Origin of the sequence: Collimonas arenae, assembly GCF_000786695.1 — a bacterium.
GTDB classification, from domain to species: Bacteria; Pseudomonadota; Gammaproteobacteria; order Burkholderiales; family Burkholderiaceae_D; genus Collimonas; species Collimonas arenae_A.
Genome location: NZ_CP009962.1, coordinates 2,701,675 through 2,727,893, shown reverse-complemented (window position 1 = coordinate 2,727,893; position 26,219 = coordinate 2,701,675). Strand labels below are relative to the sequence as shown.

Here is a 26,219-nt window from a genome sequence, read left to right as displayed (position 1 = left end):
TACGTTGGACAAATAATGTTAACTGGATTCAATTTTGCGCCGAGGGGCTTTGCACTTTGCAATGGCCAGTTACTGCCGATCAACCAAAATGCCGCGCTGTTTTCCCTGCTGGGGGTGATGTACGGCGGCAACGGCCAAACCACTTTCGCCCTGCCCAATCTGCAGGGCCGCGCTCCCCTTCATACCGGCCCTTCGGTCGATCCAGCCTGGCAGCCGTCACCTTATGTCCAGGGCCAGCCCACAGGCGTTGAAACGGTCACTTTGCTGCAGTCTCAAATGCCGCAGCACAATCATCTGGCGAACGCATCAACCACTGCCGGCAGCGTCAAGAATCCGACCAATGCCCTGTATGGAGGCAGTGGCAGCGAGGCGATTTATGCGACAGCAGCCGGGCCGCAAGTGACGTTGGCGCCGTCGACCTTGTCCAGTAGCGGCGGTAGCGGACCGCATCAAAACATGCAGCCGTGTCTGGTGTTGAATTTCAATATTGCTCTCACTGGAATTTTCCCGTCGCGCAACTAAACCAGAATAACTTTTAGGGATAACAATAATGAGCACACCATATGTAGGCGAAATTCGCCTGTTTGCTTTTTCCCGGATACCGACAGGATGGCTGGCATGCGACGGCAGTTCGCAGGCAATCTCGACTTATGAGACGCTGTATGCATTGATTGGCACCACTTATGGCGGTGATGGCCAGCAGACTTTCAACATGCCTGACATGCGCGGCCGGGTACCGCTGCACCAAGGCACCGGCCCGGGATTGACAACGCGCGTACAAGGACAGGTAGACGGCGTGGAAAACGTCACATTGCTGAGTAGCAGCATGCCGGGGCATAGCCACCCGTATGCCGCAACCACTACCCTTGCAACCGTGACGACGCCGGCAAGCAACGTCCAGCTTGGCGCAGCCGCCAACAGCGATAAGACGTACACCAACAGCGTCAGCGGACTTACCCCGTTTGTCTTGACGCCGGCGGCGATTTCGTCCGCAGGCAACAACCTGCCGCACGACAACACCATGCCGACCTTGACGGTGTCGTTTTGTATCGCCTGGGCAGGGATATTTCCGTCGCAGTCATAACAGCCAGAGCGCCTGCCGCAAAACATTTTTTGTGTGCAGGCATAGCCAACAGCAAAGACAAGAGGAATACCATGACCACGCCATACGTCGGTGAAATTCAGATTTTCGGCTTCAATTTCGCGCCGGTTGACTGGGCGCAATGCAACGGCGCCCTGCTCCCGATCAGCCAGTATTCGGCGCTGTTTTCATTGTTAGGAACCAACTACGGCGGCAACGGCCAGACCAATTTCCAGCTTCCCAATTTTGCCGGCCGCACCGCCTGCAGCCAGGGACAAGGGCCGGGGCTGACGCAACGCGACATCGGGGAACCTTTCGGCGTCGAAGAGGTGACGCTGACTAGCGCGCAAATACCTTCACACTCACACGCCATGAATATCTATCACCAGCCGGATGCCGCGTCGCAGAAAAATGTGCCAGACAATGGTTTCGGCCTTATGGGACCAACAGGCACCTCCACCTATGTTCCGGGCAATCCGACACCGAACACGACTCTGGCAATCCCGGTGATTGGCGTGGCCGGAGGCAGTCAGCCGCACGAAAATCGCCAGCCGTTGTTGGCTCTGAACTTCTGCATCGCGCTGCAAGGTGTATTCCCTTCGTTCGGCTGAGGCCGACTTACCTGCGCTGCCGGAATTTCCGGCTAGCGCAGGATTGACCGCACCCGTCTCCCTGGATGCATGCGGTGTCAGCCTGCATGCCTGCGCGACGTCGGATATCGGCTTCCTGCGCGATCTGTACCATCAACTGCGCAGCGACGAACTAGCGCAAGTGCCTTGGCCGCGTGCGCACAAAATTGCTTTTCTTGACAGCCAGTTTACGCTTCAACATAAGCATTATCTATCGCATTTCAAAAACGCAGATTTCCTGAGGATTGACGCCAATGGGCAGCCGATCGGACGTATATATCTGTCGCGCCAGGCGCCGGAATTTCTCATCGTGGACATTAGCCTGTTGCCAGCATGGCGCGGCAACGGAATAGGCTCAGCCTTGATCCGTCATATACAAATACTGGCGGAGGGCGTAGGGAGCTGTGTGAATTTGCACGTTGACGAACGCAACGCCGCAGCGCGGCGCTTGTATGAGCGCCTTGGCTTTGTGGCGACGGCGCAGGAGGGTCCGTATACAGCCATGCGATGGTTGGCCGCGGCGAAAGGCTCCTCGCCTAGTTGAACACCGCCTGATAGAGGAAACCATCGCGGTCACGCGCCACCGGCACCATGAAAATGCCAACCTGGCCTATCGCTTCATGCTTCATATTGAAAATTTTCTGGGTGAACAAGATCGGCGAACAGTTGCGGAACAGCAGGCTGAACGGCGCCCGCATCATGCCCTGCAAGGTAGGAGCCGCCAGCGGCTTGACTTCGACCAGTACGAAACTGGCATTGCCGTCGTCCACGGAAAAAAACGTCTCGTTCAGGCGCGCAGCAAAGTGTTCCAGCGTCAGGATATCCATATTTCCGTTGAGTTTGCAGGGTTGATCGGACTGCTACCCATTCTAATGGAATTTCCTACGGGCACCATAAGCATTTATGGCTGCCGGCCGGTTCTACGCCAAGTGTTTATGACAGATGCAATGCCCCCAGCGATACAGATGCATATTGTGCAGCAGGTCCTTGGTCGCAGTCGGCACGCCGCTGAGCAGGATTTCCTTGGCGGTGAGGCCGAACACCGCCAGGCTAATCGACGGCGCCAGCGATACCACGGCATGCCAGGTTCCCTTTGGAATGAACAAAGCATCGCCCTCCTCTACGCGCACATACAGGCCCTTGGCGCGCTCCAGCGCCTGCAGTTGCTCTGGATGTTCATTAAAGCGGGCGATATTGATGCTGCTTAGCGTCGCACCCCAGTCGTATTTGTCGGACGGGTTCATGTACGCTTCTTCCGACGGTGGGAACATGACAAATTCCTTGACCCCGCGCGCCTGGCAAAACCAGTTGTTCGGGACGTCGCGATGCAGTCCGGTATGGGTGTTGGCTGGGCCGATAAACACCGACTCCCAGGTCCAGCGCCAGCCCGGCCACAAGCTACGGATATCGAAATCGCTACGCAGTTGCGGAAAATCTTCTAGGATGCTCCATTGCGCCAGGTAATTGCGGTGCGGCGTAAACGATTGCATGTGAGCCCAGTTGAGATGGAATTCTTCCCCGGCCTGCAACTGGCGCCGCTGCCGGTTCGGCAACAATCCCGCATCTTCACTGACCGGCTGCGAGGCAAGCGTCGCCAGTTCGCGCAAATAAGGCGCGATAGGCAGCAATGGCCGTTCCTGGGTTTCGCCCTGCTCTACCAGACCGTTCTGGAACTTCCTGGTCGGCTCCGAACCATCTTTGTTACGCAATTGCGCCAGTTTGTCGAACGACCAGTTTTGCTGCGCCGGCCAGTTTCGCAGCGCACCTTTTACCAGTAGCGGCCGGGTCCGGCTGCCAAAACCGCCTGCTTCGGCCAGTTGCGAGACGTCGATTTCTTCGACCAGTTTGAATGAGGGGCCAAGTATTTGTGTCATGTCACTTTAAGGATAATGGCGAGCAACGGCTGTTGCTGCCTGCCACATTATGGCGCGATATCGGGATTTTCGCCGACGGCGACGTAGCGGCGTTCGCCGCTGCTCGGGCTGTAGAGAACGCGCATCAAGCGCCCTGATTCCGGATCGACAAAACGCTCACCGGTTTCCTGCCACGGTCCTTCATCGGCTGTGTGCCTACGGGTATAGCGCCAGCGCTCGATCAGCACAGCAACAAGCAGTATCAAGCCCCAGGTAGTCAATGGAAAAGCCCCCGGCGTACCACGCACACTGCAAAAAATACCGGCGCAGGTCAGCAATATGGCAAATCCAAGCAAGGCCGTGCGCAACATGATTATGGCGCGATCGGGTCGATGATTACCGCAGTGCCATAGGCAACGATTTCGCTCATGGTCTGCCCCATTTCAGAAGAGTCGAAGCGCATCATCACCACCGCATTGGCGCCCATCTGGTGGGCATTCTTGACCATACGGTCGACCGCATGGCGGCGTGCTTCTTCCAGCAACTGCGTGTATTCGGTGATTTCGCCGCCGATGATGGAACGCAGTCCCGCCATGATGTTGCCTGCAAGCCCACGACTACGAACGACTAGTCCGAATACTTGGCCCTTGACTTCCCGGACCCGATAGCCGGGGACGTTTTCTGTTGTCACTACAAGCATGTTATTCCCTTAAACGTTGCCGATATTCAATTGTAATTGAGTACGATGCAATTGAATACGGCAGGGAATACTCGCCATACAAGGGAATAACTTGAGAGCACGCTTTTTGCCGCCCATGGCCAAAGCGGCAGATCACCGGCTTGCCGTCAGCGCCACCGCATAGCGGCAACTATCCGAGCATGAAATTCAGGCCGGCTTTACTAATCGGCATCTCAGGAAATACTTGCATCAGTTGCTGGTCGCTGAGACGCAAATGGCGCTCTGAAACCTTCGCCAGCACTGAACGAAAATCGGTCGTGACCGGCAAGTCACGCCCTTCATGCAACTGACCGTCGCCCAGTCCCTGCCAATCGCCATACACCTTGCCGCCGGCGACGCCGCCGCCAAGCACCCACATCACATTGCCATGGCCGTGGTCGGTACCGCCGTTGCCATTCTGGCGGGCGGTGCGGCCGAATTCCGACATCACCACGATGATGGTATCGTCGAAAACCGGTCCAAGTCCTTGCGCCAGCGTCGCCAGCCCTTGCCCTAACGGCGCCAGCCGGTTGGCCAGCTGTCCTTTGCCATTACCCTGATAGGCATGCGTATCCCAGCCCCCCAGCGCGACAAAGGCGATCTGGATTTTCGGATCGTTGCGCATCAGTTTGGCCAGGTGCGCTGCGTCATTAGGAAAGCCGTTAGGCAACGGCGCGCCGCCATCGGCTGCCCGCATTTCATCCTTCATCGATGCCGTCATGACTTCTTTATGTGCGTCGCGGCCTTCCTGGTAGGTGCTGGCGAATTTATCGCTGCTCTGATACATCTGATCGAAGGCGCTGCCGATTTTCGGGCGATCGAGTATTGATTCCTTGGTGCCGGCGGCGCCCGCAGCCAGATTGGTAGCTGGCGCCCGTCCAGTCAGGATGCGCGGCATCAGCGGCCCGACGCTGATTGCGCGGGTAGGCGAAGTCGTACCGGGCAAGACCGTCAGCAGGCGGTTCAGCCAACCATCTTGCGTCGATTTTCTGCCCGGCGTACCGGACTCCAGATAATCTTGCGCATCAAAATGCGAGCGGGTGGCGTCCGGCGAACCGGAGGCGTGGATGAAGGCCAGTTTCTTTTGTTCCCAAAGCGGTTGCAAAGAGGCCAGCGCCGGGTGCAGGCCGAAATAGCCATCCAGGTCCAGCACGCCGCCGTCTTGCCCCGGGCGCGCCAGTCCAATAGTTGGCCGCAAGCGGGCGTAATTGGCATCGCCGTACGGGGCCACCACGTTCAGGCCATCCGCTGCACCGCGCAACATCACCACCACCAGCTTGCGCTTAGTCGCAGTGCTGTCGTCGCCGACGGCGGCCCAGGCTTGGCGCCCGACCGGAATCACCAGGCTGCCTGTCATCGCCATCATTTTTAACAGATTCCTACGGTTCATCATGTTCTCCTAGTATTCTTTGCAATAGCGGCTCAGCGCTGCATGAAATCCGGGCTGCCGAGCACCATGGCGGCGCGCAAAGCTTGGGGATTGTTGTCAATGGTGGCGCGGGTTTTACCTGAAATCGCCGGCCCCAAGGTATTCAGCAACATGACGGCATCGAGCGGTTGCGCGGCCACGGCCGGCGCGCCAGCTGCTTTGTCGTCATTGCCTGGCATTTTATTCAGCGGCAAACGGCCGGCGGCGAGCGCCGTGGCAAACGTGATGCGCCGCGTCAACGCATCGGGATTCAGCCATGCCGCCTGGGTATTCTTGTATCCGTCCGGCGTTTGCGCACCGTACAGCGGCATGCCCAACTGGTTCAACACGCCCAGCAGCGGCCGCACGTTGGTAATTGGCGCCTGGCTAGCGCGTGCTGCTGATATTACAAATTGATAAGGCGTTTTGAACTTGGCGCCGACATTGGCGGACGCCATGAATTCCGGGCTATGGAACAGCGTCCGCAACACCTCGCGAATATTGCCGTTGGTGGCCAGATAGCGTTTGGACAGGCGTTCCACCAGCTCCGGCGACGGATTGTCCTGAACAAAATATTGCGCCAGTTCGTAGCTTAGATGATGTGCAGTGGACGGATGCATGGCCAGCACGTCCAGCGCAAACTCTCCTTCGCCCTGACCCTGGGCGCCGATGTGGTGGCCCAGCCATTCTTTGTCGCCCATATCATGGCGCTGGGCGTCGAAGCGGAAAGTGTGATTGTTGCGTACCAGGTCACGCGGCTCGAAGGTCCAGCCGGTGAGCATGCGCGCTAGCTCCGTGACGTCCTTCTGGCTATATCCGCCGTCCACGCCCAAAGTGTGCAGCTCCATCAATTCACGCGCGTAGTTTTCGTTCAGGCCGGTCGCCTTGGCTTTTTGACCCTGCGCAGCATTTCTTCGCAATTGCGGCGGCTGATAGTCGGCGGAGGTGGATAGCCAGTTATCCAGGTAAAACAGCATGGCGGGATGCTTGGCCGTTGCGCCAAGCAAGTCGCGGAACGATCCCAGTACATAAGGACGGATCGCATCGCGTTCATAGCTGCCAACCAGGGCGCGGTCCAAGCCCTTTCCCGCAAAGACGTTGAAATGGTTGAACCAGAAATCCACCATTACTTCTTCCAGCTGGCGGGGGCTGTCGATGGCGCGCGCGAGCCTGGCTTCGGCATTCTGCTCGACGATCTTGCCGACCACTTCGCGCCGCTTTTGCTTGGCAGCTTCATCGCCGTCATTGGCTACCTTGCGTACCGCCAGGAATTCGGCGAGCACTTCTCCTGCACTTTCATTGCTGGTCTCAAGCATGCTCAGCCGTTGCGTCAGCGCAGCAGGAAGCGGGATAGTTTCCGGCTCGAGTTGCGCATCGATGTAGCGGTCAATGCCCATCTGTTTGACGCGTTCGATATCGCCTGGCTTGGGACCGTAGCCCAGCCGGTCCAGTACATGCAATGCTTGTTGATCTCCTGACAAAGGAGCGGCCGTCGTCGCCCATGCACTGATCGACAAGATGGCAAATGCGGCTAACCGGATCGGCAATTTCATACACGGCCCTAATTGAAATGATTGGAATAAACCCAATTTCATTAACGCATTTCAAACGCTCCTCTGCCACCATCAATATGTATCGGATGTAACGATCTGTAAAGACAGCGGATCGCCAGCCGCCGCCGCAAAAAAAACGCAGCCGTTTGCTTCAGGCTGCGCTCTTTTCTGGCTGCCTCCCCAACGGGAGGCCACCGATTATTGCTGCGACTGCAGATAATGCTTCACATCGTCGAAGGTCACCTTGCCGGTCTTGTTGACGTCGATCTTGCTGAAATTATTGGCAACATAGCCCAGCCTGCTCTTTTGCGCCTGTTGCTGCGTCAGGGAACCGTTCTTGGCGACATCGGCCGCGTCGAAATTGGCCTTCAGGCGCGCCATGGCCTGCGCCTGCAGCACGTCGCCGGTCGATGCTACGGGCGATGCCGTGGCCGGTCTTACCGCAGGAAAGAACGGCCCCTCCACGCCGTGTTTCACAACGCCTGCAGGGGACGCGGCAACATCGCTGGCTTGCGCCATGCCTGCCGTTGCACAAAGGGCAAATACCATCAGATAAAGTGTATTTTTCATAGGATTTCCTATACGCCTTTCTTCATTCATCATAGTCGATCCCGACGCCGTTGGAGCTGGTGCCGGAAGCCTATTTCGCGGATAGCAACAATAGCAACCATAGCAACGAGCGCCTAAGGCGTGCCGGCCGGCGGCTGATCAGACCAGGGTTTCGGCAACTGGGCGAAGGTCATTGCACCGCCGATTGGCCAGCCCCGGTAGTAATTCACCAGATCAGCTTTCATACGCGGCCGCGACGTGTCTTCCAGATAGATCATGTGACCGCCGGAATAATGTGTGACCTGGATATCCGGCCGGATGCCCTTCACGCTCTTGAGGCGTCCCAAATCCTTCTCTGTCATGAAAAATGGCGTGACCAGGTCGTGGTAGCCGTTTTCAACCAGCACCTTGATGTGCGGATTAAGCGTCAGCTCGGCCAGCAGATCTGGGATGGTATCCGGCACAGGCAGGCCGCCGTGGCTGAAATCCCAGCTAACGTTGGCCGTATCGCTCAAGGTTACATAGGTCGTGTTCGGCGCCGTATATTTCAGGTAGTCCGGCAACTGCTGGGCCAGGATCACGGGGAACGGCTTAGCGATCAAGGCGTCGGACGGATCGGAATCGCCGACCAGCATCGGGCTGTTGTTCGGCGCTGAAACGCGGCCATCGTAGCCGCCTATGGTGTAGCCGGGGACCAGCGTGGTATTGAGCGGATTCGATCCCAGATAGGCCGTCAGCGCGCTGACGTTGATGGTGCTCTGGCGCGACATTTGCGCATACACCGCTGGCGTCGGGAACACAGGTGGGTTAGCCAATCCTAGAAAGGTTGGGCCATATGGCAGGAATTCGTCATAGTGCCGGGTCGAAAATTCACGCATCTCCCTGGCAAAGCTGCGTACCCCGAACGGCGGCGGCGTCACCTGTCCGAAGAATGCAGCCACCTCGGCATAGCCTGGCAACAGCGACACGGTGTAATCCGTGGCCCGTTGCAGATCCGAGGCGCTAGGATATTGGTCGTTATAGTCCAGGATGCACGATTGCAAGACAATCCCGCTCAGCTTCACTCCCGCCTGTTCCAGCAACGGCGCCAGCACATCGGTGCGCGGTGTGCCATACGATTCACCGTACAGATAGATGGGAGAATCAGGCCGCGGATTGACCGCCAGATAACGCAAGATGAAATCACGCATCACGCCAGCGTCTTGGTCGACTCCCCAGAACGTCTGATTGGTATTAGGCAGCACCGCTTCGGAAAAACCCGTGCCCGGCGGATCGATGAATACCATGTCGGTCGTGTCGATCAGGCTCTCCTGATTATCCACCAGCGGGAAATTAGGCCAGCCGGTGGTGTACGGATCGGGCGTGGCTACCCGGCTTGGCGCAAACGAACCCAGCCGCAGCCAGATCGACGAAGATCCAGGACCGCCGTTGTAGAAAAAAGTAATCGGACGCGGGAACGGCCCTCTGTTCCTGGCCGTATAGGCAACATAGAACATCGACGCCTCAGGCTTGCCATTGGCGTCCGCTGCAGTGAGATGGCCGGTTGTGGTCGTGTAATCAACCCGTCTGCCGCTTTCGCGATAGGTCAGCTGGCGATACGCAAGCGCCGCCTTTTCGTTCACCACAGACGCTGCCAGGCCATCGGTAGCGCCAAATGCATATGCGGTGTTGTCCATGTAAGGCTGGTCCGGCGGAAAAACCGCAGCTGCAGCCGGTGCAGAAAAGATTCCGCTGTATCCGGCGACCAGCGTCAGCGCCGCCACTGCGGCGCGCATAAACTTTCGACATAGTTGAGGAGCAGTACTGGCATTCATGTGACGATCTGTTTTCATCTCTTGCCCTTTCTTGTGAATGGCATGCCACCGCTCTGGTCGGGAACATGTCCATGCCGGGTGATTTGACTGACAAAAGCGCTACCGTTACTTCGCCATTGTTTGCGCCGCCGGGAAAGACCAGGTCGTCGCGGCAAGCTGTTGTTTGCTCTCCCCGTGTACACAAATGACAACTGAACAGGCTACCTTTATCCGAGCGATCGGTTCGGCGATTCATTGATGAGTGCTGATTGGATGGGTAGCCGCAAGACCTTGCGACCTGGCAGGGGATTATCGCTGCGCATGCAAGCGAGCGAGATTCGATCCAGCCACCTCAGAGGTATACTACAAAAAAGAATTTCTTCAAGGAAAGTTTCAAATCAGGCCATGGTGCGATGCGCAACGACAGCCCATTGGATGCGGCGCGTGCAAGCAGGCAAAATCAGCGCCAATAAGAAGCGGGAACCAGTAGACTAGCGTCTGACCGGAACTGGAACAAAGCCGGGGTGGCAAGACTATTTCGCGGCCAGGATATCGATCTTTTCTATTACCGGCACTTGCGAAAGCAATTCATCCGCCCGCCCCATCAGCGCTGCGGCCACCCGCCCGGTAAGATGCGCCTGGCGACCGGCATCGTCGGCAAAAGTATCGAAGATGCCATATGTTGACGGCCCCAGTTTGATGGCGTACCAGGTGATGGTCGCCAGCTCTTGTTGCACGACTGCCAAGCCGTCGCGCAGAAATGCCTCGACGTCAGCCTCTTTTCCCGGTCTGGCTTCCAGCCTGACGAACAAACCAACTTTAACCATCATCGATCTCCTTGCAACGTACGTGGACGACCAGCCTTCAAGTTTAGCCGTCCAGCCGCACATTGCAATGTCACAGATTCCAGGTATCAGACCCGTACTAGCAGCTTGCCGATATTCTTGCCCTCAAACAGGCTGTTGAGCGCATCTGGCAATTGCTCGAAACCATCCACATAAGTCTCTTGAAATACGATCTCGCCGCTTTTCACCCAAGGAGCGACAACCGCCAGCATCTCGTCCATGCGATTGACATAGTCGCGCGCCAGAATACCCTGGATGGTGGCGCGCTGAAACAGCATATGCTGCAGGAAGCGCGGCCCCAAGTCTGGTGTATCCAGGCCGCCGTCGTATTGACTGATGGCGCCGCAGATGATGATGCGGGCGCGGCGCTTGATCAGCGGAATCACCGCGTCGGTAATAGGGCCGCCGACATTATCGAAATAGATATCGACACCGCCGGTAGCGTTTTGAACCGCAGCACTCAACGCTTCATGGGTCTTGTGCGCGCGATAATCAATCGCGCCGTCCAGCTTCAGCGTTTCGGTCAGGAATTTGCATTTTTCAGCACCGCCAGCGATACCGATAACGCGGCACCCTGCCCGTTTGCCGAACTGCGCAACCAAAGATCCGACCGCACCGGCGGCGCCCGACACCAGCAAGGTATCGCCAGGACGCGGACGGCCAGCCTCGGTCAGGCCAAACCAGGCAGTCCGGCCCGGCATGCCGAGTACCCCGAGCGCTGTGGAAACCGGTGCAGCGCTTGGGTCAAGCCTGGTCAATTCGCTGTGATGGCAACGCGCATACAGTTGCCAGCCGCTATAAGCAGACACCCAATCGCCAACCTGATACAGCGGACTGGCCGACGCCACCACTTCGCCCACGACGCCGGCACGCTGGACGATGCCCAATGGATGCGGCACATCATAGGTGTTGCGTTCGTGCTGCTGGATACGGATGTAGGGATCGACACTGATGAACCTGGCTCGCAGGATCACTTCATTCGTCGCCAAGCTGCCATCCAGCTCGCTTTCGCGTAATTCATAATGGTCGTTGCTAACGCGGCCATCCGGACGTTTGACGTAAAACCATTGTCTATTCTGGTAAGTGTTTTGCATGATTGATGCCTGGAGATTGTTGACTCGACAGTGTAGCGACATTGTCAAAACTGTGTTTGCTGCAACTATAAAATCACATTACCGATAATCGCCAGCAGTAATTAATTAGCGCTACTTCATGTTGCAAACTGTGATTAAATATTGCCAAAAGAAAACCAACCGCCTCCCAAGATGCGCGCCCATTTCCTTCCAAATAACCCAGATTGCCATGCACGCTGATCAACGTATCGAAGTTCGCCACGCTCGGGCAAACGATGCAGGAAAAATTGAAGCGCTATACCGCCAGCTCGTTCCCGACCAAGATATCACCGTGTCGGGCAAGCGCATCAAGCAAATTGCAGGCGATCCGAGAGCCGCGCTGCTTGTTTGCGACATCGACGGCGAAGTCAACGCCACCGCGCTGGTTGCCCTGTGCAGCGATGTCATGTACAACATGCAGCCATTTGCAGTAGTGGAAAATATCGTGGTGCACGACAGTTCCAGAGGACGCGGAGTGGGTGAAATATTGGTCAAGGCAATAGAGCGCTTTTGTGAGAGCCACGACTGTTCAAAAATCATGCTGCTCAGTTCCACCTCCAGAAGCGATGCGCACCGCTTCTTCGATAAAATGGGCTTTCGCGGCGATAGCAAGCGCGGATTTATCAAATACCGGCGAGACTTTGCCGTTTCCTGCTAACTGCCAACTTCCCAGAACGGAAAGATGCAAGTGCTATTCGACCCGACTCGCCACGCCCATCTTGAATCCATCGAATGGAATGAAGACCGCGCACGCAAAATGATTCACCGGATCGTGCAAGAAACAGAGGCTGCCTTCTCACCTTCTACCTATTGGCCGATGCATGCGCTTGATATCGAAGGCGGCGACACCAAGCCAGCATACTCGCTTTATTTTGGCGCTTGCGGCGTCATCTGGGCCTTGCAATATCTTCATGCCGTAGGTGCTGTGGCGCCGACTCTTTCCTACAACACCGAGATCCAAGCCCTGCTATCGCGCAACCGTGAGTGGCTGTCACCGGAGAACAAGCTCGACTTCAACTCCTACATGATGGGCGACACCGGTATTCTGCTTCTCGCATACTGGCTCGATCCAAATGAAGAAATAGCTGTGCAACTGGCAAATGCGATTCAGTCCAATCTGGACAATCCCAGCAGAGAATTGATGTGGGGTGCACCCGGCACGCTGCTTGCCGCGCTATTTCTCTACGAAAAAACAGCGGAGCCGCGCTGGGCCGATCTGTTTCGCGCCAGCGCGCGCAAGTTATGGTCGCAACTGCTCTGGTCGGAAAAATATCAATGCCATTATTGGACCCAAGACATGTACGGACAGACCAGCCGGTATCTGGACGCAGTGCATGGCTTCGTCGCCACGGCGTCGCCGCTGATCGGCGGATGCCAACTGCTCGCGCCGCAGGAATGGCTGGATTGGGAACAATGCATCACCAACACTATCCAGCGCACTGCAACCTGGGAAGGAAAATACGCCAGCTGGCGTCCTCAGCTCCATTATCCGGCAGGAAAAACACCGCGCATGCTGATGCAGTTTTGCCACGGTGCTCCCGGATTCGTGATTTGCCTGGCAGACATGCCCGGCACGGCGCTGGACGACCTGCTGATTGCCGGCGGCGAAGCGACGTGGGCCGCAGGGCCGCTTGCCAAGGGTTCCAACCTTTGCCACGGCACAGGGGGCAACGGCTATGCCTTCCTTAAACTCTATCAGCGTACCGGCGAAGCGATCTGGCTGGAACGCGCCCGCGCTTTTGCGATGCATGGGATCGCACAAACCGAAAGAGACAGGACACAATACGGACAGATGCGTTATTCGCTTTGGACCGGCGATCCGGGATTCGCTATCTTTTTATGGGATTGCATTCAAGGTTCCGCGACTTTTCCTAGTCTTGATGTGTTTTTCCCCGACGAAATGGCTGGCAATCATTAGAGACAGCAAGATCAATATCCGACACGCAACCAATACAATCAACCAACAAGGAATCCACTTCCACTTATTGCATTCCAATCAGCAACGCCATCATGACAACATCGTCATACCGGCCATCGAGAAACCTGGCTTTGCGCTTCACGCCTTCTTCAACGAAGCCGTGCTTGCGATAGAGTGCAATTGCGGCGGCGTTGCGAGCATATACTTCAAGCTCGACCCGCGTGATACCGCTGGTTGTGGCGCGCTCAATGGTTGCAGCCAACAATGCATCGCCGACGCCCCTGCCGCGCCATGGTTCAAGCACCCCCATCCCCAGCGTACCGCCATGGCCGAAACCTGGCAACGGATGAGGCAGGACGTCGCACCAGCCGATCAACCGGTCGCCGTCCAGCGCAACAAATTCTGCATAATTGTTCTTGATGTTGTTTGCGACAAATTCGTTAAACCATAGCAATGAACGCGCTTCGGTTTGCCCGAGATGAATGCGCTCGCGGGCGATCACATCGACCGCTTCACGGAAGCCTGCGGCGTGCTCGGCACGGATCGGCACAACATTAAACATAATTTCTTTCATCACATAGCGTCCGATTTCAAATACGGAAGTACGGTTTACGCAGTTGGGAACGCAAGCCTATCTATGTGATCGTATCGTAAATCAGTTCGTATTCCCATGACTGTTTCCGACTGATGGCAGCACCTTGGCCCAACCATATGCCGCCTCGTATTTTTTCTCGAATGCTTCAATTTGCGGCAGCAACTGTAGAGTCGCACCCACCATGTCGAGTCCCTGGACGATCATTTTCTTATGCCTTTCACCAAGCGCAAAGCCAAAGACATACGATCCGCAACGTACTTGCATGGTTTCCAGATCGATGCGCAGATGGTGATCATTCATAGCCAACTCTTCCAGCAACAAAGAAATCTTGTCCGGTTCAAGCACAATAAGCAGCAAACGGTTATTCAGCGCATTGCTGAAAAAAATCTCGCCGAAACTGGACGCAATGATTGCTTCGATTCCCAATTGCTGCAAGCCCCACACCGCATGTTCGCGGCTGGAGCCGCAGCCGAAGTTGGGGCCGCCGACCAGGATCTTCGCATTCATGTATTCCGGACGGTTCAGCACAAAATCTGGCTTTGTGCTGCCATCCGGATGAAATCGCAAATCGAATAACACGCCTTTATCCAAGCCATCTTTGGTGATCGTACGCAGGAATTGCTTGGGCATGATCTGGTCGGTATCGAGATTGTCGATCAGCAGTGGCGCTGCGACGCCTTCAATGCAAGTGGTTTCAGGCATGTTGATTCTCCAGTGTGCGGACATCGCTGATGCAACCCGTAATTGCCGCTGCGGCCGCCATCGCCGGACTCATCAGATGGGTGCGGCCGCCTCGTCCCTGGCGTCCTTCGAAATTGCGGTTGGTGGTGGATGCGCAGCGCTCGCCCGGGGCAAGGACGTCGTCATTCATGGCCAGGCACATCGAGCATCCGGGCTGACGCCATTCAAAACCGGCTGCAATGAAAATATCGGCCAGGCCTTCCTGTTCCGCTTGCCGCCGTACTTCGCCGGAACCGGGCACTACCATTGCCCTCACCGTCGACGCCACCTTTCGGCCTTTGATCATGCCAGCGGCAATGCGTAAATCCTCGATGCGGCCATTGGTGCAGGATCCAATGAAGACGCGGTCGATTGGCAAACCGAGTATCGGCGCAGCGGCAGGCAGACCCATGTACTGCAACGCCTGTGCGATGGTTGCGCCGGCATGCTGGCCGACTGCTTGCGATGGATCGGGCGTCAGTTCATTGACAACGATCGCCTGATCTGGGCTGGTTCCCCATGTGACAAAAGGTGCAACTTCCTGCGCTGCAAATACGTGCTCGGCATCGAATACGGCATCTTCGTCCGAGTACAACTGCTGCCAGTCACCAAGCGCTTGTTGGAATTTTTCCGTATCCAACGCATGGGCTCTCTGGCGAATATAGTCGTAGGTTATCTGATCCGGCCTGATCAGCGCCGCCCGCGCGCCGGCCTCTACCGCCATATTGCACAAAGTCATCCGCGCCTCTGCCGACAGCCCGACAATGGTCGTGCCGCAAAACTCTACCGCATAGCCGCGCGCGCCTTGAGCGCCGATGCGGGCGATGATCAACAGGACCAGGTCTTTGACCGAGGTGCCGGCCGGTAGTGCACCGTCGACCTTGATGCGCATGTCCTGCGCCAGCCGGTATACCAGGGTTTGCGTCGCCAGTATGTGTTCCACTTCGGATGTGCCGACGCCGAATCCCAAGGCGCCCAGTGCGCCATAGGTGGTCGTATGGCTGTCGCCGCACAGCACCACCATGCCGGGCCGGATCCAGCCATGTTCGGGCGCGATGATGTGCTCGATGCCCTGTTCTTCATGGTTGGTATCGAACAGCTTGATGCCGAATTCACGGCTATTGCGCTTGAGATTACTGGCTTGCAACGCCGATGCCGGATCGAGAATCACCCGGTTGGCGACGCTGACCGGATGCGTAGGAATGATGTGCGACACCACCGCCAGTTGCAGTTGTGGCCGCAGCACCGTGCGATTTTTCTCGCGCAGGCTGCTGAATGCTTGCGGGCTGGTGTATTCGTTCATGATGTGCAGATCCGCGTACAGCAGCACATGCTGCTGGTCGAGCTGGGCGACGGTATGCGAATCCACCAGTTTTCTATATAGGGTACGTGGCGACATAGGGCGACCTCTTCGGTTCAAATGGCAAAAAATGGCAAGACTTCAGCTAACAACGCATCCGGCGCCTCTTCCGGGATATAGTGGCCACATGCCAACGCCTTTCCCTTTAGATGTTGCACCGGAACCAGTTGCAGCCATTCTTGCATCGGATCGAAACACTTCTCGATGACGCCATTGGCGCCCCACAAGACCAGCGTCTCACATTGAATCTTGTTGCCGGCTGCCAGATCCGCGCGTTCATGCTCAAGGTCGATGCCGGCGCTGGCGCGATAGTCCTCGCAGATGCCATGAATCGTCGCGGGATCGCTCAGGCAACGCAAATATTCTGCATAAGCATCCTGCGTAAACGGCGCCAAGCCTGCACTGCGGCCTCCGATGGTGTGTTTCAGGTATTCCTCAGGATGCGAACCGATCAGCAGCTCAGGGAACGGCTCCGGCCGGATCAGGAAAAACCAATGGTAGTAAGCGGTCGCAAAAGCCAGGCTGGTTTGTTCATACATGGCCAGCGTCGGCGCAATATCGAGCAGCACCAGCTTGCTGATCGCCGCAGGGTGATCGAGTGCCATCCGATACGCCACGCGGCCGCCGCGGTCATGCCCCATCAGCAGGAATTGCGGATAGCCCAGCTGCGCCATCAGCGCTATCTGATCCTGCCCCATGCTGCGTTTGGAATAGTTGCTGTGATCCAGCAGCCCGGCCGGCTTGGCGCTATCGCCATAACCGCGCAGGTCGGCAGCGACGACCGTGAAGCGGCTGGCCAGCCGTTCAGCTACCTTGTGCCATATCACGTGCGTTTGCGGATGCCCGTGCAACAACAGCAAAGCCGGGCCGCTGCCGCCGCGGACGTAATTGATCTGGGTGCCGTTAACTTCGGCAATGCCCTGCTCGAATCCGGAAAACATTGTCAACTCTCCTTTATTTACGGAGATTGTATAGCTGGCGATGCGATTTATAATTCATTAATATTGACTCTATTATTTCTTTTAATTTAACAATGAACACGCTCTCCGATTTAGCCTTCTTTGCCATGCTGGTAAAGGCCGGCAGCCTCGCCGCAATGGCGCGCGAACTTGGCGTCACGCCGCCGGCCGTCACCAAAAGACTGGCGAACCTGGAACACCGTCTGGGCGTGCGGCTGCTGAATCGCACCACGCGGACCATGAGCGTGACGCATGAGGGAGAAATCTACCTGGCTGACGGCGCCCGGATACTGGCTGACATTGAAGCGCTGGAACGCACTATCGGCAGAAGTCGTGCTGTACCCAAGGGCTTGTTGCGCATCAATGCCAGTTTCGGCTTCGGCCGCAAACATATCGGCCCCGCCATATCGGATTTCAGCAAGCGCTTTCCAGAGGTGGAAGTTCAGCTCTTGCTATCGGAGCGGCCGCTGAATCTTGCCGATCAGGCCTTCGATATCGGCATCCGTATCGGCGAGTTGCCGGATGCGCGCATCATCGCACGCAAAATCGCCTCCAATAAAAGACTACTGTGCGCGGCGCCAGCCTATCTGAAACAACATCCCGAACCGACCATGCCGCGCGAACTGCAAACCCACGCATGCATCGTCCTGAGAGAAAACGACGCAGCTTATGGCACCTGGCATTTAAGCCGCGGCAAGCGCCAGGAAACCGTCAAGGTACGTGGCGCCTTAAGTAGTAACGATGGCGAAACGGTCTTGCAATGGGCGTTGGATGGACACGGCATATTGATGCGCTCCGAATGGGATACCGCGCCGTACTTGAGATCCGGGCGATTACGTGAAGTGCTGACCGACTGGACGCTTCCTTCGTCCGATATCTTCGTGGTCTATCCCGAGCGTCTGAACTTGTCAGCCAAAGTCACCGCTTTTGTCGATTTCATTGCGGATCGTTTTAAATCGCATCTTTTGCCGTCGAAAGATCAGCAGCATACTTGGTAATCATCTGCTGGCAGGCTAGATTGCCTTCGTATGGCGGATGAAATTTTTACCAGCTGATATCATTCAGAATCGGATCCACATTCTTCCAATACATGGGATATTCCGCATGCGCACACCATCCAACTCCATCCTGGCATACATACAGGCCAAGGACGGCAATCGTCCGCATTTGATATCGCGCGCATTTACCGAGGATGCGACGCTGTCCATGGTGGTCAACACCGGCAGCATCGCCTTTCCGCCAGAGTCGCAAGGACGCGACACCATCGCCGATCTCCTGGTGCGCCGCTTCGGCCAGGCCTACGAGAATATCTATACTTTTTGCCTGTCGGTGCCGCCGAAAAACCAGGAACCGGAGTTCATTTGCGATTGGCTGGTGGTGATGTCGGAAAAAGAAAGCCGCGCAGTGAGAGTCGGTTGCGGCCGCTATCACTGGTTCTTTTCGCAAGAATCCCATCTGGTTGAACGCCTCACCATCACAATTGAAGCAATGCAGTCGCTGCCGCCGCAGGACCTAGACAGTGTCATGGTTTGGGCGTCATCCCTTCCCTATCCGTGGTGCTCTGCGCAGACAGCGCTAGATGGCGCGCCCGATCTCGCAGACCTGAGCGCCGTTCTGGCATATCTGGGCAGGGAAAACATCTAAATCATCCCCCCCATCAGAATCGGCTTTCTACAGACAACAGCGACAAATTCGTTCGAGCTGGCTCTATAATCAAGCCCATTAAATACAGCGTGAGGAAATCCGATTGAAGACAGTCGTGTTGGGTGGCTATGGCAATTTCGGTGCGCGCATTTGCCGTGCACTGGCGGACTCTCCCGACATCGAACTGGTGATTGCGGGGCGTGATGCAAAACGGGCGACGCAACTGGCAGCCGAACTCGGTGGCCGCGCCAGCGCCATGCGCCTTGACCTGTCCCAGCCAGATCTGACGGAAGTTCTGCGCAATATCGGCGCTCAACTCGTCATTCATACAGCCGGACCGTTTCAACAGCAAAGCTATACCGTTCCCCTCGCAGTTGCCGCGGCCGGCGCGCACTATATCGACCTGGCAGACGGGAGGAGATTTGTCTGCGATTTCCCGCAAGCCTTGGATGCCGCATTCCGCAAGAACGGCCGTATCGCTATTACTGGCGCCAGCACAGTGCCGGCCTTGTCATCCGCCGTAGTGACTCAACTGTCTGAACGCTGGAGAAGCCTGGATTCGATAGATATCTGTATCGCTCCGGCGCAGACCGCGCCACGCGGCATAGCGACGATGGCGGCAGTATTGGATTATTGCGGCGCGCCGATCCAGGTCTGGCAAGACGGAAAATGGGTTACTCGCCATGGCTGGGCAGATCTGACTCGGATACATTTTGCGCGCCTGCGCCCTCGTATCGGCGCCTTGTGCGATATTCCCGACCTTGAATTATTTCCCTTGCATTACACCGGCCTGCGTTCCACCATGTTCCGCGCCGCGCTGGAAATCGGCTTAAGCCAGCGTGCACTGGCAGCTATGGCTTGGCTGCGCAAGACGGGCTTCATCAATCGTCCTGAACGATTTGCGGGCTTGTTGAATCGCACCGCAAATGGCCTGGATTTTCTGGGATCGGCGCTGGGCGGCATGGTGGTTCGCGTTGCGGGTACGGATGCCAACGGCAGGCCGGTTCGCCGCGCCTGGCATATTGCGGCCGACGATGATCACGGCCCGGAAATTCCATGCATGGCAGCGATACTCCTGGCGCGGCGCCTGGCGCAAAATACCCTGCCGGGGGCTGGCGCCTATACCAGTGTCGGGCAGCTGAATTTGTCCGATTTTGCGCCCGAATTTGCAAAATGGTGCATGTTGACCGACATTGTCGAGGAAACGTGAAAGCGTCCGACTTGCGCTTGATGCGCCTGGTGCTGGCGATTGTCTGGCTGGTGACGGGTGTGCTCAGCATCTGCAACCGGCAAGATAGCCTGGCGCTTCTGACACCTGTCGGACTGGCTGGCTCCATGGCGCTTGCTGCGCTCTATCTGGCTGCTGGACTGGATATCCTGCTCGGCCTGCTGACGCTATTCCGGCATGGAAGACTGCTTTGGGCAATACAAGCCTGCCTGATCCTTGCGTACACGCTCATCATTTCAGTCTGGCTTCCGCAATACCTGCTGCATCCTTTCGGTCCAATTCTTAAAAACCTGCCGATATTGCTGATGCTCTGGCTACTCTATAAATATGAAAAGCAAGCGCCATGAATGCCTATCTTCTGCTGAAATGGCTGCATATCCTGTCCAGCGTCCTGCTGGTCGGCACAGGATTTGGCAGCGCCTTCTATCTCTATTTCATCAACCGTACCCGTAACCCGGTGGCGATTGCCTCAGTGGTGCGGCTGGTAGTGCGTGCCGACCTGTGGTTTACCACGCCCGCCATTTTTATCCAGCCGCTGACCGGTTACGCCATGTTGACCCTGGCCGGCGCACCGCTCACGCAAGACTGGCTGCTATGGACTTTTGCACTGTATGCAGTGGCTGGCATGTGCTGGTTGCCAGTGGTCTGGCTGCAAATACAAATGGCGCGAATGGCTGCCGCATCGGTAAAGAGCAATACACCCCTTCCACAACAATACTGGCAGTTCGCGCGTTATTGGGAATGGCTCGGTTATCCAGCCTTTATCGCCATGCTGGCGATTTACTGGCTGATGATCTTTAAACCCGCCTGATGCGCTGTGAGCGGCAATTGTCAAACTATCAGCGCGGCGACGCCTCCGTCTCCGCAGCATTCCACCATCCGCCTCCCAGCGCCTGCAACAGCGCCGCCGTATCGCTATAGCGCGCAGCCTGCGTCACAGTGCGGTCCAGATCGTTTTGCATGCTTTGACGCTGTGCATCCAGCAAAGCCAAATGGCTGACCCCGCCGGCCTGATACTGCTTCTGCGTAATCGCCAGGCTGCTTCGGGAGTTCTCTGCCGCTTGCGTTCTTGACTGCAGGGTCAGCGCATCATTCTCCAGTGCGCGCAAACTGTCCGCGACCTGCTGCAGAGCCAGCAATACGGTTTGCTGGTAGCCCGCCGCTGCGGCATCGTAGGCGGCCACGGCCGAGCGCTTTTTGGCGCGCAGCTCGCCGCCGTGGAATAAAGGCTGCATCAGTTTCAGGCCGAGACTCCAGACATTGAGACTATTGGCGATATCGGAAATATGCGTCTGTTCCGCGCCAGCGCTGCCGGACAAGGTGAGTTGCGGATAAAGTCCTGCGGTAGCGACGCCTACCTGTGCGCTGGCCTGGTGCAGCGTCGCCTCCGCCGCCCTGATGTCGGGGCGCTGGCGCGCCAATGCAGAAGGCAGGCTCAGCGGTAGGCGCTCGGGCAATGTCAATTGATTCAAATCCAGCGGCCGGATGGCTGCCTCGCCCGGCGCTTTGCCCAGATAAACGGCAAGCTGATGCGTCACCTGCGCCATCTGCTGCTGTAACGACGGCAGCGCTGCTTCGCTCTGCGCCACCAATGTCCGCTGGTTCTTCAAGTCCAGTTCAGCGATGCCGCCAGCGTCCAGACGTTGCGCCATGATAGTCAATTGCCGGCGCTGCAATTGCAGCATTTGCTCCGTACTATTGATCTGGGCTTGCAATGCAGCTTGCCTGATCGCCGCAGTCACGACGTTGCCCGCCAGCGTCAGGCGCGCCGCCTGCAATTCCTCGGCCTGGTTCTGCACTTGCGCTTGCAAGCCTTCCAGCATGCGGCTATTGGCGCCGAAGGCGTCAATGGTGTAAGACACGTTGAGTGACGCGTTATACAAATTGAACGGACCAGCCTGCGGTACGTTCGGTATGCCGAGCGCAGAGGTATCGATCTGCTGACGCACACCGCCCAGCTGCAGGTCTACTTTCGGATAACGGGTGTCGCCGGTTTCGCCGCCCAGGGTTTCGCTGGCCTGGCGCAGCGTGGCTTTTGCCTGTGCAATCAGCGGACTATTGGCCAGCGCGGTCCGTACCAGCGCATCCAGTTGGGCTGAATGAAATAAGGACCACCATTGCGCCGGAATATCCATGCCCGCATCGAAATGCTGGGCTACGCCGCCCGATCCTGTACTGGAAGCGGTGCCTTGCGGCTGCGCACCTGCGGTGTATTGCGCTACGGAAGGCGCCGTCGGCGCCTGGAAATCCGGCCCCACCGCGCAGCCGCCTATCAAGCCGCTGATGCCCAAGTACAACGCTGGGGTTGCGGCACGTCGCATGCGGGCGGCCATAGCTCCTGGTTTCATGGCAATTCCCTCAATCCAGCGTACGGCGATAAAAACGGAGCGCGATGCCCATCACAATCACCGTGAACAGCATCAGCGGCCAGACATTCGGCCAGAGATCGACCCAGCCGTTCCCCTTGAGCAGGATGCCGCGTATGAGGCGATTGAAATAGGTCAGCGGCAGCATGTTACCGATAAATTGCGCCCACTTCGGCATTCCCTGGAACGGGAACATGAAGCCTGACAGCAGGATATTCGGCAGAAAATAGAACATGGTCAGCTGCATCGCCTGCAACTGGTTCTGCGCAATCGATGACAAGGTGATGCCGACCGTCAGGCTGGCGGCGATAAACAACAGCGCCGCCAGGTAGATCGCCAGCACACTGCCAGCGAATGGCACGTTAAACATGAAGCGCGCTCCGAGCAGGATGATACTGGCCTGGATCAGGCCGATTGCGATATACGGCATGATCTTGCCGGTCATGACTTCGATCGGCGAGACCGGCGTCGCCAGCAGGTTTTCCATGGTGCCACGCTCACGTTCGCGGGTCATCGACAGACCGGTCATCATCACCATGGTCATCGACAGGATCACTCCCATCAGGCCGGGCACGACGTTGTACTGGGTCACGCCTTCCGGGTTATAGAGGCGCTGTACCTGCACGTCGAAGGCTGGCGCGCCGCCGCCGAATTTCGCCAGTGGGCCTTTCAAATCCTTGTCAGCCACCGATTGCACCAGTTGCGGCAACGCTGCCAGTGCCATGCCGGTGGCGGTGGGATCAGTGGCGTCGGCCTCGACCAGCAGCGCAGGCCTGGCGCCGCGCAGCAAATCGTGGGTAAAGGTAGCGGGAATATTCAGGACAAACAACACCTTGCCTTGCGCCAGCGCAGTGCGCGCCGCCGCGTCATTCGGCAGCTCGGCGACAATGTCGAAATAGTCGGACGCTTTCATGGCCGCGATGAACGTGCGCGTGAATTCGCTGTGATCGGCAGCGATGACGGCAGTCGGCATGTGCTTGGGATCGCTGTTGATGGCGAAGCCGAACAACACCATCTGCATGACGGGAATCACAGTGATCATGCGCACGGTGACGCGGTCGCGCATCAGTTGCAGGAACTCCTTGAGCACGATGCTCCACCATCGGGAGAATGAAAAGCCGGAGGCGCTGCTCATGCCTGGTCTCCAAAGTTATCGGCGGACTTGTTCATCATGTAGATGAAGACGTCCTCCAGGCTAGTGTCGATGCGCTCCATACGCAGCCCCTGGCCTTCGGTGATGCGGCGCAGGGTTTGCTCGAGCAAGGCTGCATTCGTACCGCACACGTGCAGGGAGGTGCCAAATACGACTAACTGGTCGACGCCGGGCTGGTCATGCAATTGCCGGGACAGCCCGACCAGTTTATTGTCATGGATATCACCGTTGCGGCCGTTGTAGATGCTCCAGGTTGTCAGCGCTTGTCCTTCGACCACTTCCGCCGCAGTGCCCTGCACCAGCAGCTTGCCGTAGGCGAGATAAGCGAGTTTGTGGCAGCGTTCGGCTTCATCCATGTAATGCGTGCTGACCAGGACGCTGATGCCTTCCGCCGCCAACCTATGCAGCTCTTCCCAGAAATCGCGCCGGGCGGCGGGGTCGACGCCGGCGGTCGGCTCGTCCAGCAGCAACAGCTCCGGCCTGTGCAACATGCTGGCGGCCAGCGCCAGGCGCTGCTTCCAGCCGCCGGACAGCGAACCGGCCAATTGCTTCGCGCGGCTGGTGAGGCCGAGTTTTTCCAGGCTCTGGTCGACTACTTCCTTACGGTTTTGCATGCCATAGATGCGCGCCACGAAATCCAGGTTTTCGCGGATGCTGAGATCATCCCAATACGAAAATTTCTGCGTCATGTAGCCGACCCTGCGCTTGATCTCCCCACTTTGCTTGATGATGTCGAAACCCATGCAGGTGCCGTGGCCGGAGTCCGGCGTCAGCAAGCCGCACATCATGCGGATCGAGGTGGTCTTGCCGCTGCCGTTTGGTCCCAGGAAACCGAATATCTCGCCGCGCCTCACCTGCAGCGACAAATCCTTGACGACGTGCTTGTCGCCGAAGTGCTTGTTGATGCGATCGACATCCACCACCAGATCGCCTTTCGTCTTTTCAGCGCCGCCGGTGGGATTGCCGGTGGGATTGCTGTCAACGGCAGTCATGGCAATCTCACTTCAACCGGTTGTCCGGGGTGCAATTTAAGCGCATCGGCGGCGGCTGGTCGCGCTTCGATCATGAATACCAGCTTGGAGCGCGACTGGTTGCTGTAGATGATCGGCGGGTTATATTCGGATTCGGTGGAAATGTAAGAAATATGCGCGGCCACGTTCGCCTGGCAACCATCGCAAGCAAGCGTCACCGCCTGGTTTACCCTGAGCCGTCCGAGCGTGGTTTCGGGAACGAAGAAGCGTATCTTGAGATTCTCCGGCGGCAGCATGCGCAGCACCGGGTTGCCTGCGGCCACCCATTCGCCTTCACGGTACATGGTGTCGAACACCAGCCCGGCGCGGGTTGCCTTGACAGTCTTCTGCCCCAACTTCCAGTCAGCCTGCTCAAGCACCGCCTGCGCTGCCGCAACCTGTGCTTGTTGTGCCCGCACCTGTGCATCCCGGCTGGGCAGGCGATCCACCGCCAACTGGCTTTGCCATTGCTTGACCTGGGCGCTGGAGGTTTCCGCCGCCGCGCGGGAATCGTCAAGCTGCTGCCGCGCGATGCCACCAGCCTGGAACTGGATTTCGTCACGGTGCAACTGCAGCGCGGCTTTGCCTGCGTTGGCCTGGGCCTGGATCAGTTGCGCGCGGGTCACCTCTTGCTCCTGCTGCCGTTTGCCGCTCTGGATGTCGGCCAGCTGCGCTTGCGCAGCTTGCAACTGGCGCTGGGCCTGGTTGCGGGCAGCGATCTCATCGCCCGCCTCCAGCATGAATAGCGGCGCTCCGACTGCTGCTTGCTGGCCGCGTTCTACCGAGAGGTGATCCAGCCGGCCAGCCTGCGACGACGCCACATACACGTACTCGCCTTCGACATAGCCTTGCCAATCGTTATCGTTGGCTGGGGTGCAACCGGCTATCGAGAGATAACCGCAAGCTGCGGCAACCATGGCTGCGGATCGGGAAAACGGCTTTAACTGCTTGAGAAGGTCGGCCAGGCTGGATCGCATGAAAGTCCTCGGTTTATTCGTTAGTGTCGGCGGTGTCAGGCGCAGCCAGGCCATGTAACAGCAGCGATTTGATATGCCTGGCAAGAACGCCTTTGTCCATCAGCGCCACCTTGTGCATGATTGGCAGCAAAGGCTTGTCCTTCAGCGTGCGCGCCATCGCCAGCGGCAGCATGGTCAGGCCGATAACCGAAACAAAAATCAGGCTCGGCTCCAGCGCCGGATTGATGTCGCCGGCCTTCTGGCTGCGCGCGATGCTTTCTGCGAACAAGGCCACTTTCCCGAACGGCACCCGTCGCACCATACGTTCGCGCAGTTGGCCGCCGTCACTCAAGACTTCGCGCACCCATAATGCTGGCATCCAAGGCATTTTCTCCGTCGTACTAATCATCCTGTCGACGATGCCCAGAATCATCTCCTGCGGCGGCTGATCGCCGGTGATCGGATCCCAGATGCTGTGGATGAACAGGCTTACCCGCTCATCCACCACGGCTTCGATCAACTGGTCGCGGTTCTTGAAGTAATAGTGGACCATGGCGGGCGTAACGCCCGCCTGGCGAGCCACCGCCGCCACAGTCGTCGCGGAGATGCCTTGCGAAGAAAACAACAAGGTCGCGGTATCAAGCAGCTTTTCGCGCTTATCCTGATCGGATGCGAAAGGTCGGCCACGCGTAGGTACTGGTTTGGTCATGCATCAAATATTAATCAATGCATTAATTAATTACAAGGACGCTTACACATTGCAAAGATC

30 protein-coding genes are annotated in these 26,219 nt (G+C 57.4%); 11 read left to right on the top strand and 19 right to left on the bottom strand.

Features of this window, described 5'->3' with window-relative positions:
* Positions 1–15 precede the first annotated feature (15 nt).
* The 4 genes from LT85_RS12125 to LT85_RS12110 all read left to right on the top strand — a co-directional run bounded on the left by LT85_RS12125 (position 16) and on the right by LT85_RS12110 (position 2,254).
* The gene (locus LT85_RS12125) at positions 16–522 is read left to right on the top strand and encodes a phage tail protein (protein WP_253273723.1); all 507 of its coding nucleotides are present in this window, start codon (positions 16–18) and stop codon (positions 520–522) included.
* A 28-nt stretch (positions 523–550) separates the two neighbouring features.
* Positions 551–1,084 (top strand): phage tail protein, encoded by a 534-nt coding sequence (locus tag LT85_RS12120; protein ID WP_038489070.1) that lies wholly within the window; start codon positions 551–553, stop codon positions 1,082–1,084.
* Positions 1,085–1,155: 71 nt separating this feature from the next.
* Positions 1,156–1,692, top strand: a complete 537-nt coding sequence (locus tag LT85_RS12115; protein WP_038489068.1) for a phage tail protein — start codon at positions 1,156–1,158, stop codon at positions 1,690–1,692.
* Positions 1,670–2,254 (top strand): GNAT family N-acetyltransferase, encoded by a 585-nt coding sequence (locus LT85_RS12110; protein ID WP_038489066.1) that lies wholly within the window; start codon positions 1,670–1,672, stop codon positions 2,252–2,254. The genes LT85_RS12115 and LT85_RS12110 overlap by 23 nt, the downstream gene beginning before the upstream one ends.
* Here LT85_RS12110 and LT85_RS12105 read toward each other — a convergent pair.
* From LT85_RS12105 to LT85_RS12060, 10 genes are all read right to left on the bottom strand, one after another.
* Positions 2,247–2,537, bottom strand: coding sequence for a DUF6916 family protein (locus LT85_RS12105; protein ID WP_038489064.1), 291 nt, complete (start codon positions 2,535–2,537; stop codon positions 2,247–2,249). The two genes, LT85_RS12110 and LT85_RS12105, sit on opposite strands and share 8 nt — an antisense overlap.
* Before the next feature lie 93 nt (positions 2,538–2,630).
* A complete protein-coding gene (locus LT85_RS12100; protein ID WP_038489062.1) occupies positions 2,631–3,584 on the bottom strand; it encodes a cupin-like domain-containing protein in 954 nt (317 codons plus the stop codon).
* Between the two features lie 47 nt (positions 3,585–3,631).
* The gene (locus tag LT85_RS12095; protein ID WP_038489060.1) at positions 3,632–3,934 is read right to left on the bottom strand and encodes a hypothetical protein; all 303 of its coding nucleotides are present in this window, start codon (positions 3,932–3,934) and stop codon (positions 3,632–3,634) included.
* A gap of 2 nt (positions 3,935–3,936) precedes the next feature.
* A complete protein-coding gene (locus LT85_RS12090) occupies positions 3,937–4,263 on the bottom strand; it encodes a YbjQ family protein (RefSeq protein WP_038489058.1) in 327 nt (108 codons plus the stop codon).
* A 169-nt stretch (positions 4,264–4,432) separates the two neighbouring features.
* The gene (locus LT85_RS12085; protein WP_253273722.1) at positions 4,433–5,674 is read right to left on the bottom strand and encodes a DUF1501 domain-containing protein; all 1,242 of its coding nucleotides are present in this window, start codon (positions 5,672–5,674) and stop codon (positions 4,433–4,435) included.
* A 29-nt stretch (positions 5,675–5,703) separates the two neighbouring features.
* Entirely contained in the window at positions 5,704–7,242 is a 1,539-nt protein-coding gene (locus LT85_RS12080) for a DUF1800 domain-containing protein (protein WP_038489052.1), read from the bottom strand.
* Positions 7,243–7,440: 198 nt separating this feature from the next.
* Complete coding sequence (locus tag LT85_RS12075) at positions 7,441–7,812, bottom strand: EF-hand domain-containing protein (protein ID WP_052135112.1); 372 nt, start codon at positions 7,810–7,812, stop codon at positions 7,441–7,443.
* Between the two features lie 113 nt (positions 7,813–7,925).
* The gene (locus LT85_RS12070; RefSeq protein ID WP_038489050.1) at positions 7,926–9,623 is read right to left on the bottom strand and encodes a S10 family serine carboxypeptidase-like protein; all 1,698 of its coding nucleotides are present in this window, start codon (positions 9,621–9,623) and stop codon (positions 7,926–7,928) included.
* Positions 9,624–10,117: 494 nt separating this feature from the next.
* Positions 10,118–10,411, bottom strand: coding sequence for a putative quinol monooxygenase (locus LT85_RS12065; protein ID WP_038495997.1), 294 nt, complete (start codon positions 10,409–10,411; stop codon positions 10,118–10,120).
* Between the two features lie 86 nt (positions 10,412–10,497).
* The gene (locus LT85_RS12060; protein ID WP_038489048.1) at positions 10,498–11,523 is read right to left on the bottom strand and encodes an NADP-dependent oxidoreductase; all 1,026 of its coding nucleotides are present in this window, start codon (positions 11,521–11,523) and stop codon (positions 10,498–10,500) included.
* A gap of 118 nt (positions 11,524–11,641) precedes the next feature.
* Here LT85_RS12060 and LT85_RS12055 point away from each other — a divergent pair, with 118 nt between their 5' ends.
* Complete coding sequence (locus LT85_RS12055) at positions 11,642–12,199, top strand: GNAT family N-acetyltransferase (protein WP_216595062.1); 558 nt, start codon at positions 11,642–11,644, stop codon at positions 12,197–12,199.
* A 24-nt stretch (positions 12,200–12,223) separates the two neighbouring features.
* On the top strand, positions 12,224–13,459 hold the full coding sequence (locus LT85_RS12050; protein WP_038489046.1) for a lanthionine synthetase C family protein: 1,236 nt from the start codon (positions 12,224–12,226) through the stop codon (positions 13,457–13,459).
* A gap of 64 nt (positions 13,460–13,523) precedes the next feature.
* Here the strand turns inward: LT85_RS12050 and LT85_RS12045 are convergent, their stop codons facing one another.
* From LT85_RS12045 to LT85_RS12030, 4 genes are all read right to left on the bottom strand, one after another.
* Positions 13,524–14,021, bottom strand: a complete 498-nt coding sequence (locus tag LT85_RS12045; RefSeq protein WP_172656973.1) for a GNAT family N-acetyltransferase — start codon at positions 14,019–14,021, stop codon at positions 13,524–13,526.
* 93 nt (positions 14,022–14,114) lie between these two features.
* The gene (gene leuD, locus LT85_RS12040; protein ID WP_038489042.1) at positions 14,115–14,756 is read right to left on the bottom strand and encodes a 3-isopropylmalate dehydratase small subunit; all 642 of its coding nucleotides are present in this window, start codon (positions 14,754–14,756) and stop codon (positions 14,115–14,117) included.
* Entirely contained in the window at positions 14,749–16,173 is a 1,425-nt protein-coding gene (gene leuC / locus LT85_RS12035) for a 3-isopropylmalate dehydratase large subunit (RefSeq protein ID WP_038489040.1), read from the bottom strand. Before leuC ends, leuD begins: the two co-directional genes overlap by 8 nt.
* 17 nt (positions 16,174–16,190) lie before the next feature.
* Positions 16,191–17,075 (bottom strand): alpha/beta fold hydrolase, encoded by an 885-nt coding sequence (locus LT85_RS12030; RefSeq protein ID WP_038489036.1) that lies wholly within the window; start codon positions 17,073–17,075, stop codon positions 16,191–16,193.
* A 92-nt stretch (positions 17,076–17,167) separates the two neighbouring features.
* On the opposite strand from LT85_RS12030, the gene LT85_RS12025 reads away from it, so the two are divergent.
* From LT85_RS12025 to LT85_RS12005, 5 genes are all read left to right on the top strand, one after another.
* Positions 17,168–18,091 carry a LysR family transcriptional regulator gene (locus LT85_RS12025; RefSeq protein WP_038489033.1) on the top strand — a complete coding sequence of 308 codons (924 nt, stop codon included), beginning with the start codon at positions 17,168–17,170 and terminating at the stop codon, positions 18,089–18,091.
* Between the two features lie 106 nt (positions 18,092–18,197).
* Positions 18,198–18,737 (top strand): hypothetical protein, encoded by a 540-nt coding sequence (locus LT85_RS12020; RefSeq protein WP_038489031.1) that lies wholly within the window; start codon positions 18,198–18,200, stop codon positions 18,735–18,737.
* A gap of 103 nt (positions 18,738–18,840) precedes the next feature.
* Positions 18,841–19,947: a saccharopine dehydrogenase family protein gene (locus tag LT85_RS12015; RefSeq protein ID WP_038489027.1), complete on the top strand. Its 1,107-nt coding sequence runs from the start codon at positions 18,841–18,843 to the stop codon at positions 19,945–19,947.
* On the top strand, positions 19,944–20,312 hold the full coding sequence (locus LT85_RS12010; RefSeq protein ID WP_052135109.1) for a DoxX-like family protein: 369 nt from the start codon (positions 19,944–19,946) through the stop codon (positions 20,310–20,312). Before LT85_RS12015 ends, LT85_RS12010 begins: the two co-directional genes overlap by 4 nt.
* A complete protein-coding gene (locus LT85_RS12005; RefSeq protein ID WP_038489025.1) occupies positions 20,309–20,776 on the top strand; it encodes a DUF2269 family protein in 468 nt (155 codons plus the stop codon). The genes LT85_RS12010 and LT85_RS12005 overlap by 4 nt, the downstream gene beginning before the upstream one ends.
* A gap of 28 nt (positions 20,777–20,804) precedes the next feature.
* Here the strand turns inward: LT85_RS12005 and LT85_RS12000 are convergent, their stop codons facing one another.
* From LT85_RS12000 to LT85_RS11980, 5 genes are read right to left on the bottom strand one after another with little or no spacing between them, the layout of a single operon-like run.
* Positions 20,805–22,313, bottom strand: coding sequence for an efflux transporter outer membrane subunit (locus LT85_RS12000; protein WP_156117502.1), 1,509 nt, complete (start codon positions 22,311–22,313; stop codon positions 20,805–20,807).
* 10 nt (positions 22,314–22,323) lie between these two features.
* Positions 22,324–23,466: an ABC transporter permease gene (locus tag LT85_RS11995; protein WP_038489023.1), complete on the bottom strand. Its 1,143-nt coding sequence runs from the start codon at positions 23,464–23,466 to the stop codon at positions 22,324–22,326.
* On the bottom strand, positions 23,463–24,476 hold the full coding sequence (locus LT85_RS11990; RefSeq protein ID WP_038489021.1) for an ABC transporter ATP-binding protein: 1,014 nt from the start codon (positions 24,474–24,476) through the stop codon (positions 23,463–23,465). Before LT85_RS11990 ends, LT85_RS11995 begins: the two co-directional genes overlap by 4 nt.
* Entirely contained in the window at positions 24,473–25,471 is a 999-nt protein-coding gene (locus tag LT85_RS11985) for an HlyD family secretion protein (RefSeq protein ID WP_081992306.1), read from the bottom strand. The genes LT85_RS11990 and LT85_RS11985 overlap by 4 nt, the downstream gene beginning before the upstream one ends.
* Positions 25,472–25,484: 13 nt before the next feature.
* The gene (locus LT85_RS11980; protein ID WP_038489016.1) at positions 25,485–26,159 is read right to left on the bottom strand and encodes a TetR/AcrR family transcriptional regulator; all 675 of its coding nucleotides are present in this window, start codon (positions 26,157–26,159) and stop codon (positions 25,485–25,487) included.
* Between the last annotated feature and the right edge of the window lie 60 nt (positions 26,160–26,219).

Coding starts and splice junctions, on each gene's coding strand:
- LT85_RS12085 (WP_253273722.1), bottom strand. CDS start 5,674: ATGATGAACCGTAGGAATCTGTTAAAAATGATGGCGATGACAGGCAGC.
- LT85_RS12055 (WP_216595062.1), top strand. CDS start 11,642: ATGTTGCAAACTGTGATTAAATATTGCCAAAAGAAAACCAACCGCCTC.
- LT85_RS12000 (WP_156117502.1), bottom strand. CDS start 22,313: ATGAAACCAGGAGCTATGGCCGCCCGCATGCGACGTGCCGCAACCCCA.
- LT85_RS12065 (WP_038495997.1), bottom strand. CDS start 10,411: ATGGTTAAAGTTGGTTTGTTCGTCAGGCTGGAAGCCAGACCGGGAAAA.
- LT85_RS12090 (WP_038489058.1), bottom strand. CDS start 4,263: ATGCTTGTAGTGACAACAGAAAACGTCCCCGGCTATCGGGTCCGGGAA.
- LT85_RS12025 (WP_038489033.1), top strand. CDS start 17,168: ATGAACACGCTCTCCGATTTAGCCTTCTTTGCCATGCTGGTAAAGGCC.
- LT85_RS11995 (WP_038489023.1), bottom strand. CDS start 23,466: ATGAGCAGCGCCTCCGGCTTTTCATTCTCCCGATGGTGGAGCATCGTG.
- LT85_RS12075 (WP_052135112.1), bottom strand. CDS start 7,812: ATGAAAAATACACTTTATCTGATGGTATTTGCCCTTTGTGCAACGGCA.
- LT85_RS12120 (WP_038489070.1), top strand. CDS start 551: ATGAGCACACCATATGTAGGCGAAATTCGCCTGTTTGCTTTTTCCCGG.
- LT85_RS12125 (WP_253273723.1), top strand. CDS start 16: ATGTTAACTGGATTCAATTTTGCGCCGAGGGGCTTTGCACTTTGCAAT.
- LT85_RS12115 (WP_038489068.1), top strand. CDS start 1,156: ATGACCACGCCATACGTCGGTGAAATTCAGATTTTCGGCTTCAATTTC.
- LT85_RS11985 (WP_081992306.1), bottom strand. CDS start 25,471: ATGCGATCCAGCCTGGCCGACCTTCTCAAGCAGTTAAAGCCGTTTTCC.
- LT85_RS12060 (WP_038489048.1), bottom strand. CDS start 11,523: ATGCAAAACACTTACCAGAATAGACAATGGTTTTACGTCAAACGTCCG.
- LT85_RS12100 (WP_038489062.1), bottom strand. CDS start 3,584: ATGACACAAATACTTGGCCCCTCATTCAAACTGGTCGAAGAAATCGAC.
- LT85_RS12105 (WP_038489064.1), bottom strand. CDS start 2,537: ATGGATATCCTGACGCTGGAACACTTTGCTGCGCGCCTGAACGAGACG.
- LT85_RS12045 (WP_172656973.1), bottom strand. CDS start 14,021: ATGTTTAATGTTGTGCCGATCCGTGCCGAGCACGCCGCAGGCTTCCGT.
- LT85_RS11980 (WP_038489016.1), bottom strand. CDS start 26,159: ATGACCAAACCAGTACCTACGCGTGGCCGACCTTTCGCATCCGATCAG.
- LT85_RS12080 (WP_038489052.1), bottom strand. CDS start 7,242: ATGAAATTGCCGATCCGGTTAGCCGCATTTGCCATCTTGTCGATCAGT.
- leuC (WP_038489040.1), bottom strand. CDS start 16,173: ATGTCGCCACGTACCCTATATAGAAAACTGGTGGATTCGCATACCGTC.
- LT85_RS11990 (WP_038489021.1), bottom strand. CDS start 24,476: ATGACTGCCGTTGACAGCAATCCCACCGGCAATCCCACCGGCGGCGCT.
- LT85_RS12030 (WP_038489036.1), bottom strand. CDS start 17,075: ATGTTTTCCGGATTCGAGCAGGGCATTGCCGAAGTTAACGGCACCCAG.
- LT85_RS12050 (WP_038489046.1), top strand. CDS start 12,224: ATGCAAGTGCTATTCGACCCGACTCGCCACGCCCATCTTGAATCCATC.
- LT85_RS12070 (WP_038489050.1), bottom strand. CDS start 9,623: ATGAAAACAGATCGTCACATGAATGCCAGTACTGCTCCTCAACTATGT.
- LT85_RS12020 (WP_038489031.1), top strand. CDS start 18,198: ATGCGCACACCATCCAACTCCATCCTGGCATACATACAGGCCAAGGAC.
- LT85_RS12005 (WP_038489025.1), top strand. CDS start 20,309: ATGAATGCCTATCTTCTGCTGAAATGGCTGCATATCCTGTCCAGCGTC.
- LT85_RS12095 (WP_038489060.1), bottom strand. CDS start 3,934: ATGTTGCGCACGGCCTTGCTTGGATTTGCCATATTGCTGACCTGCGCC.
- leuD (WP_038489042.1), bottom strand. CDS start 14,756: ATGCCTGAAACCACTTGCATTGAAGGCGTCGCAGCGCCACTGCTGATC.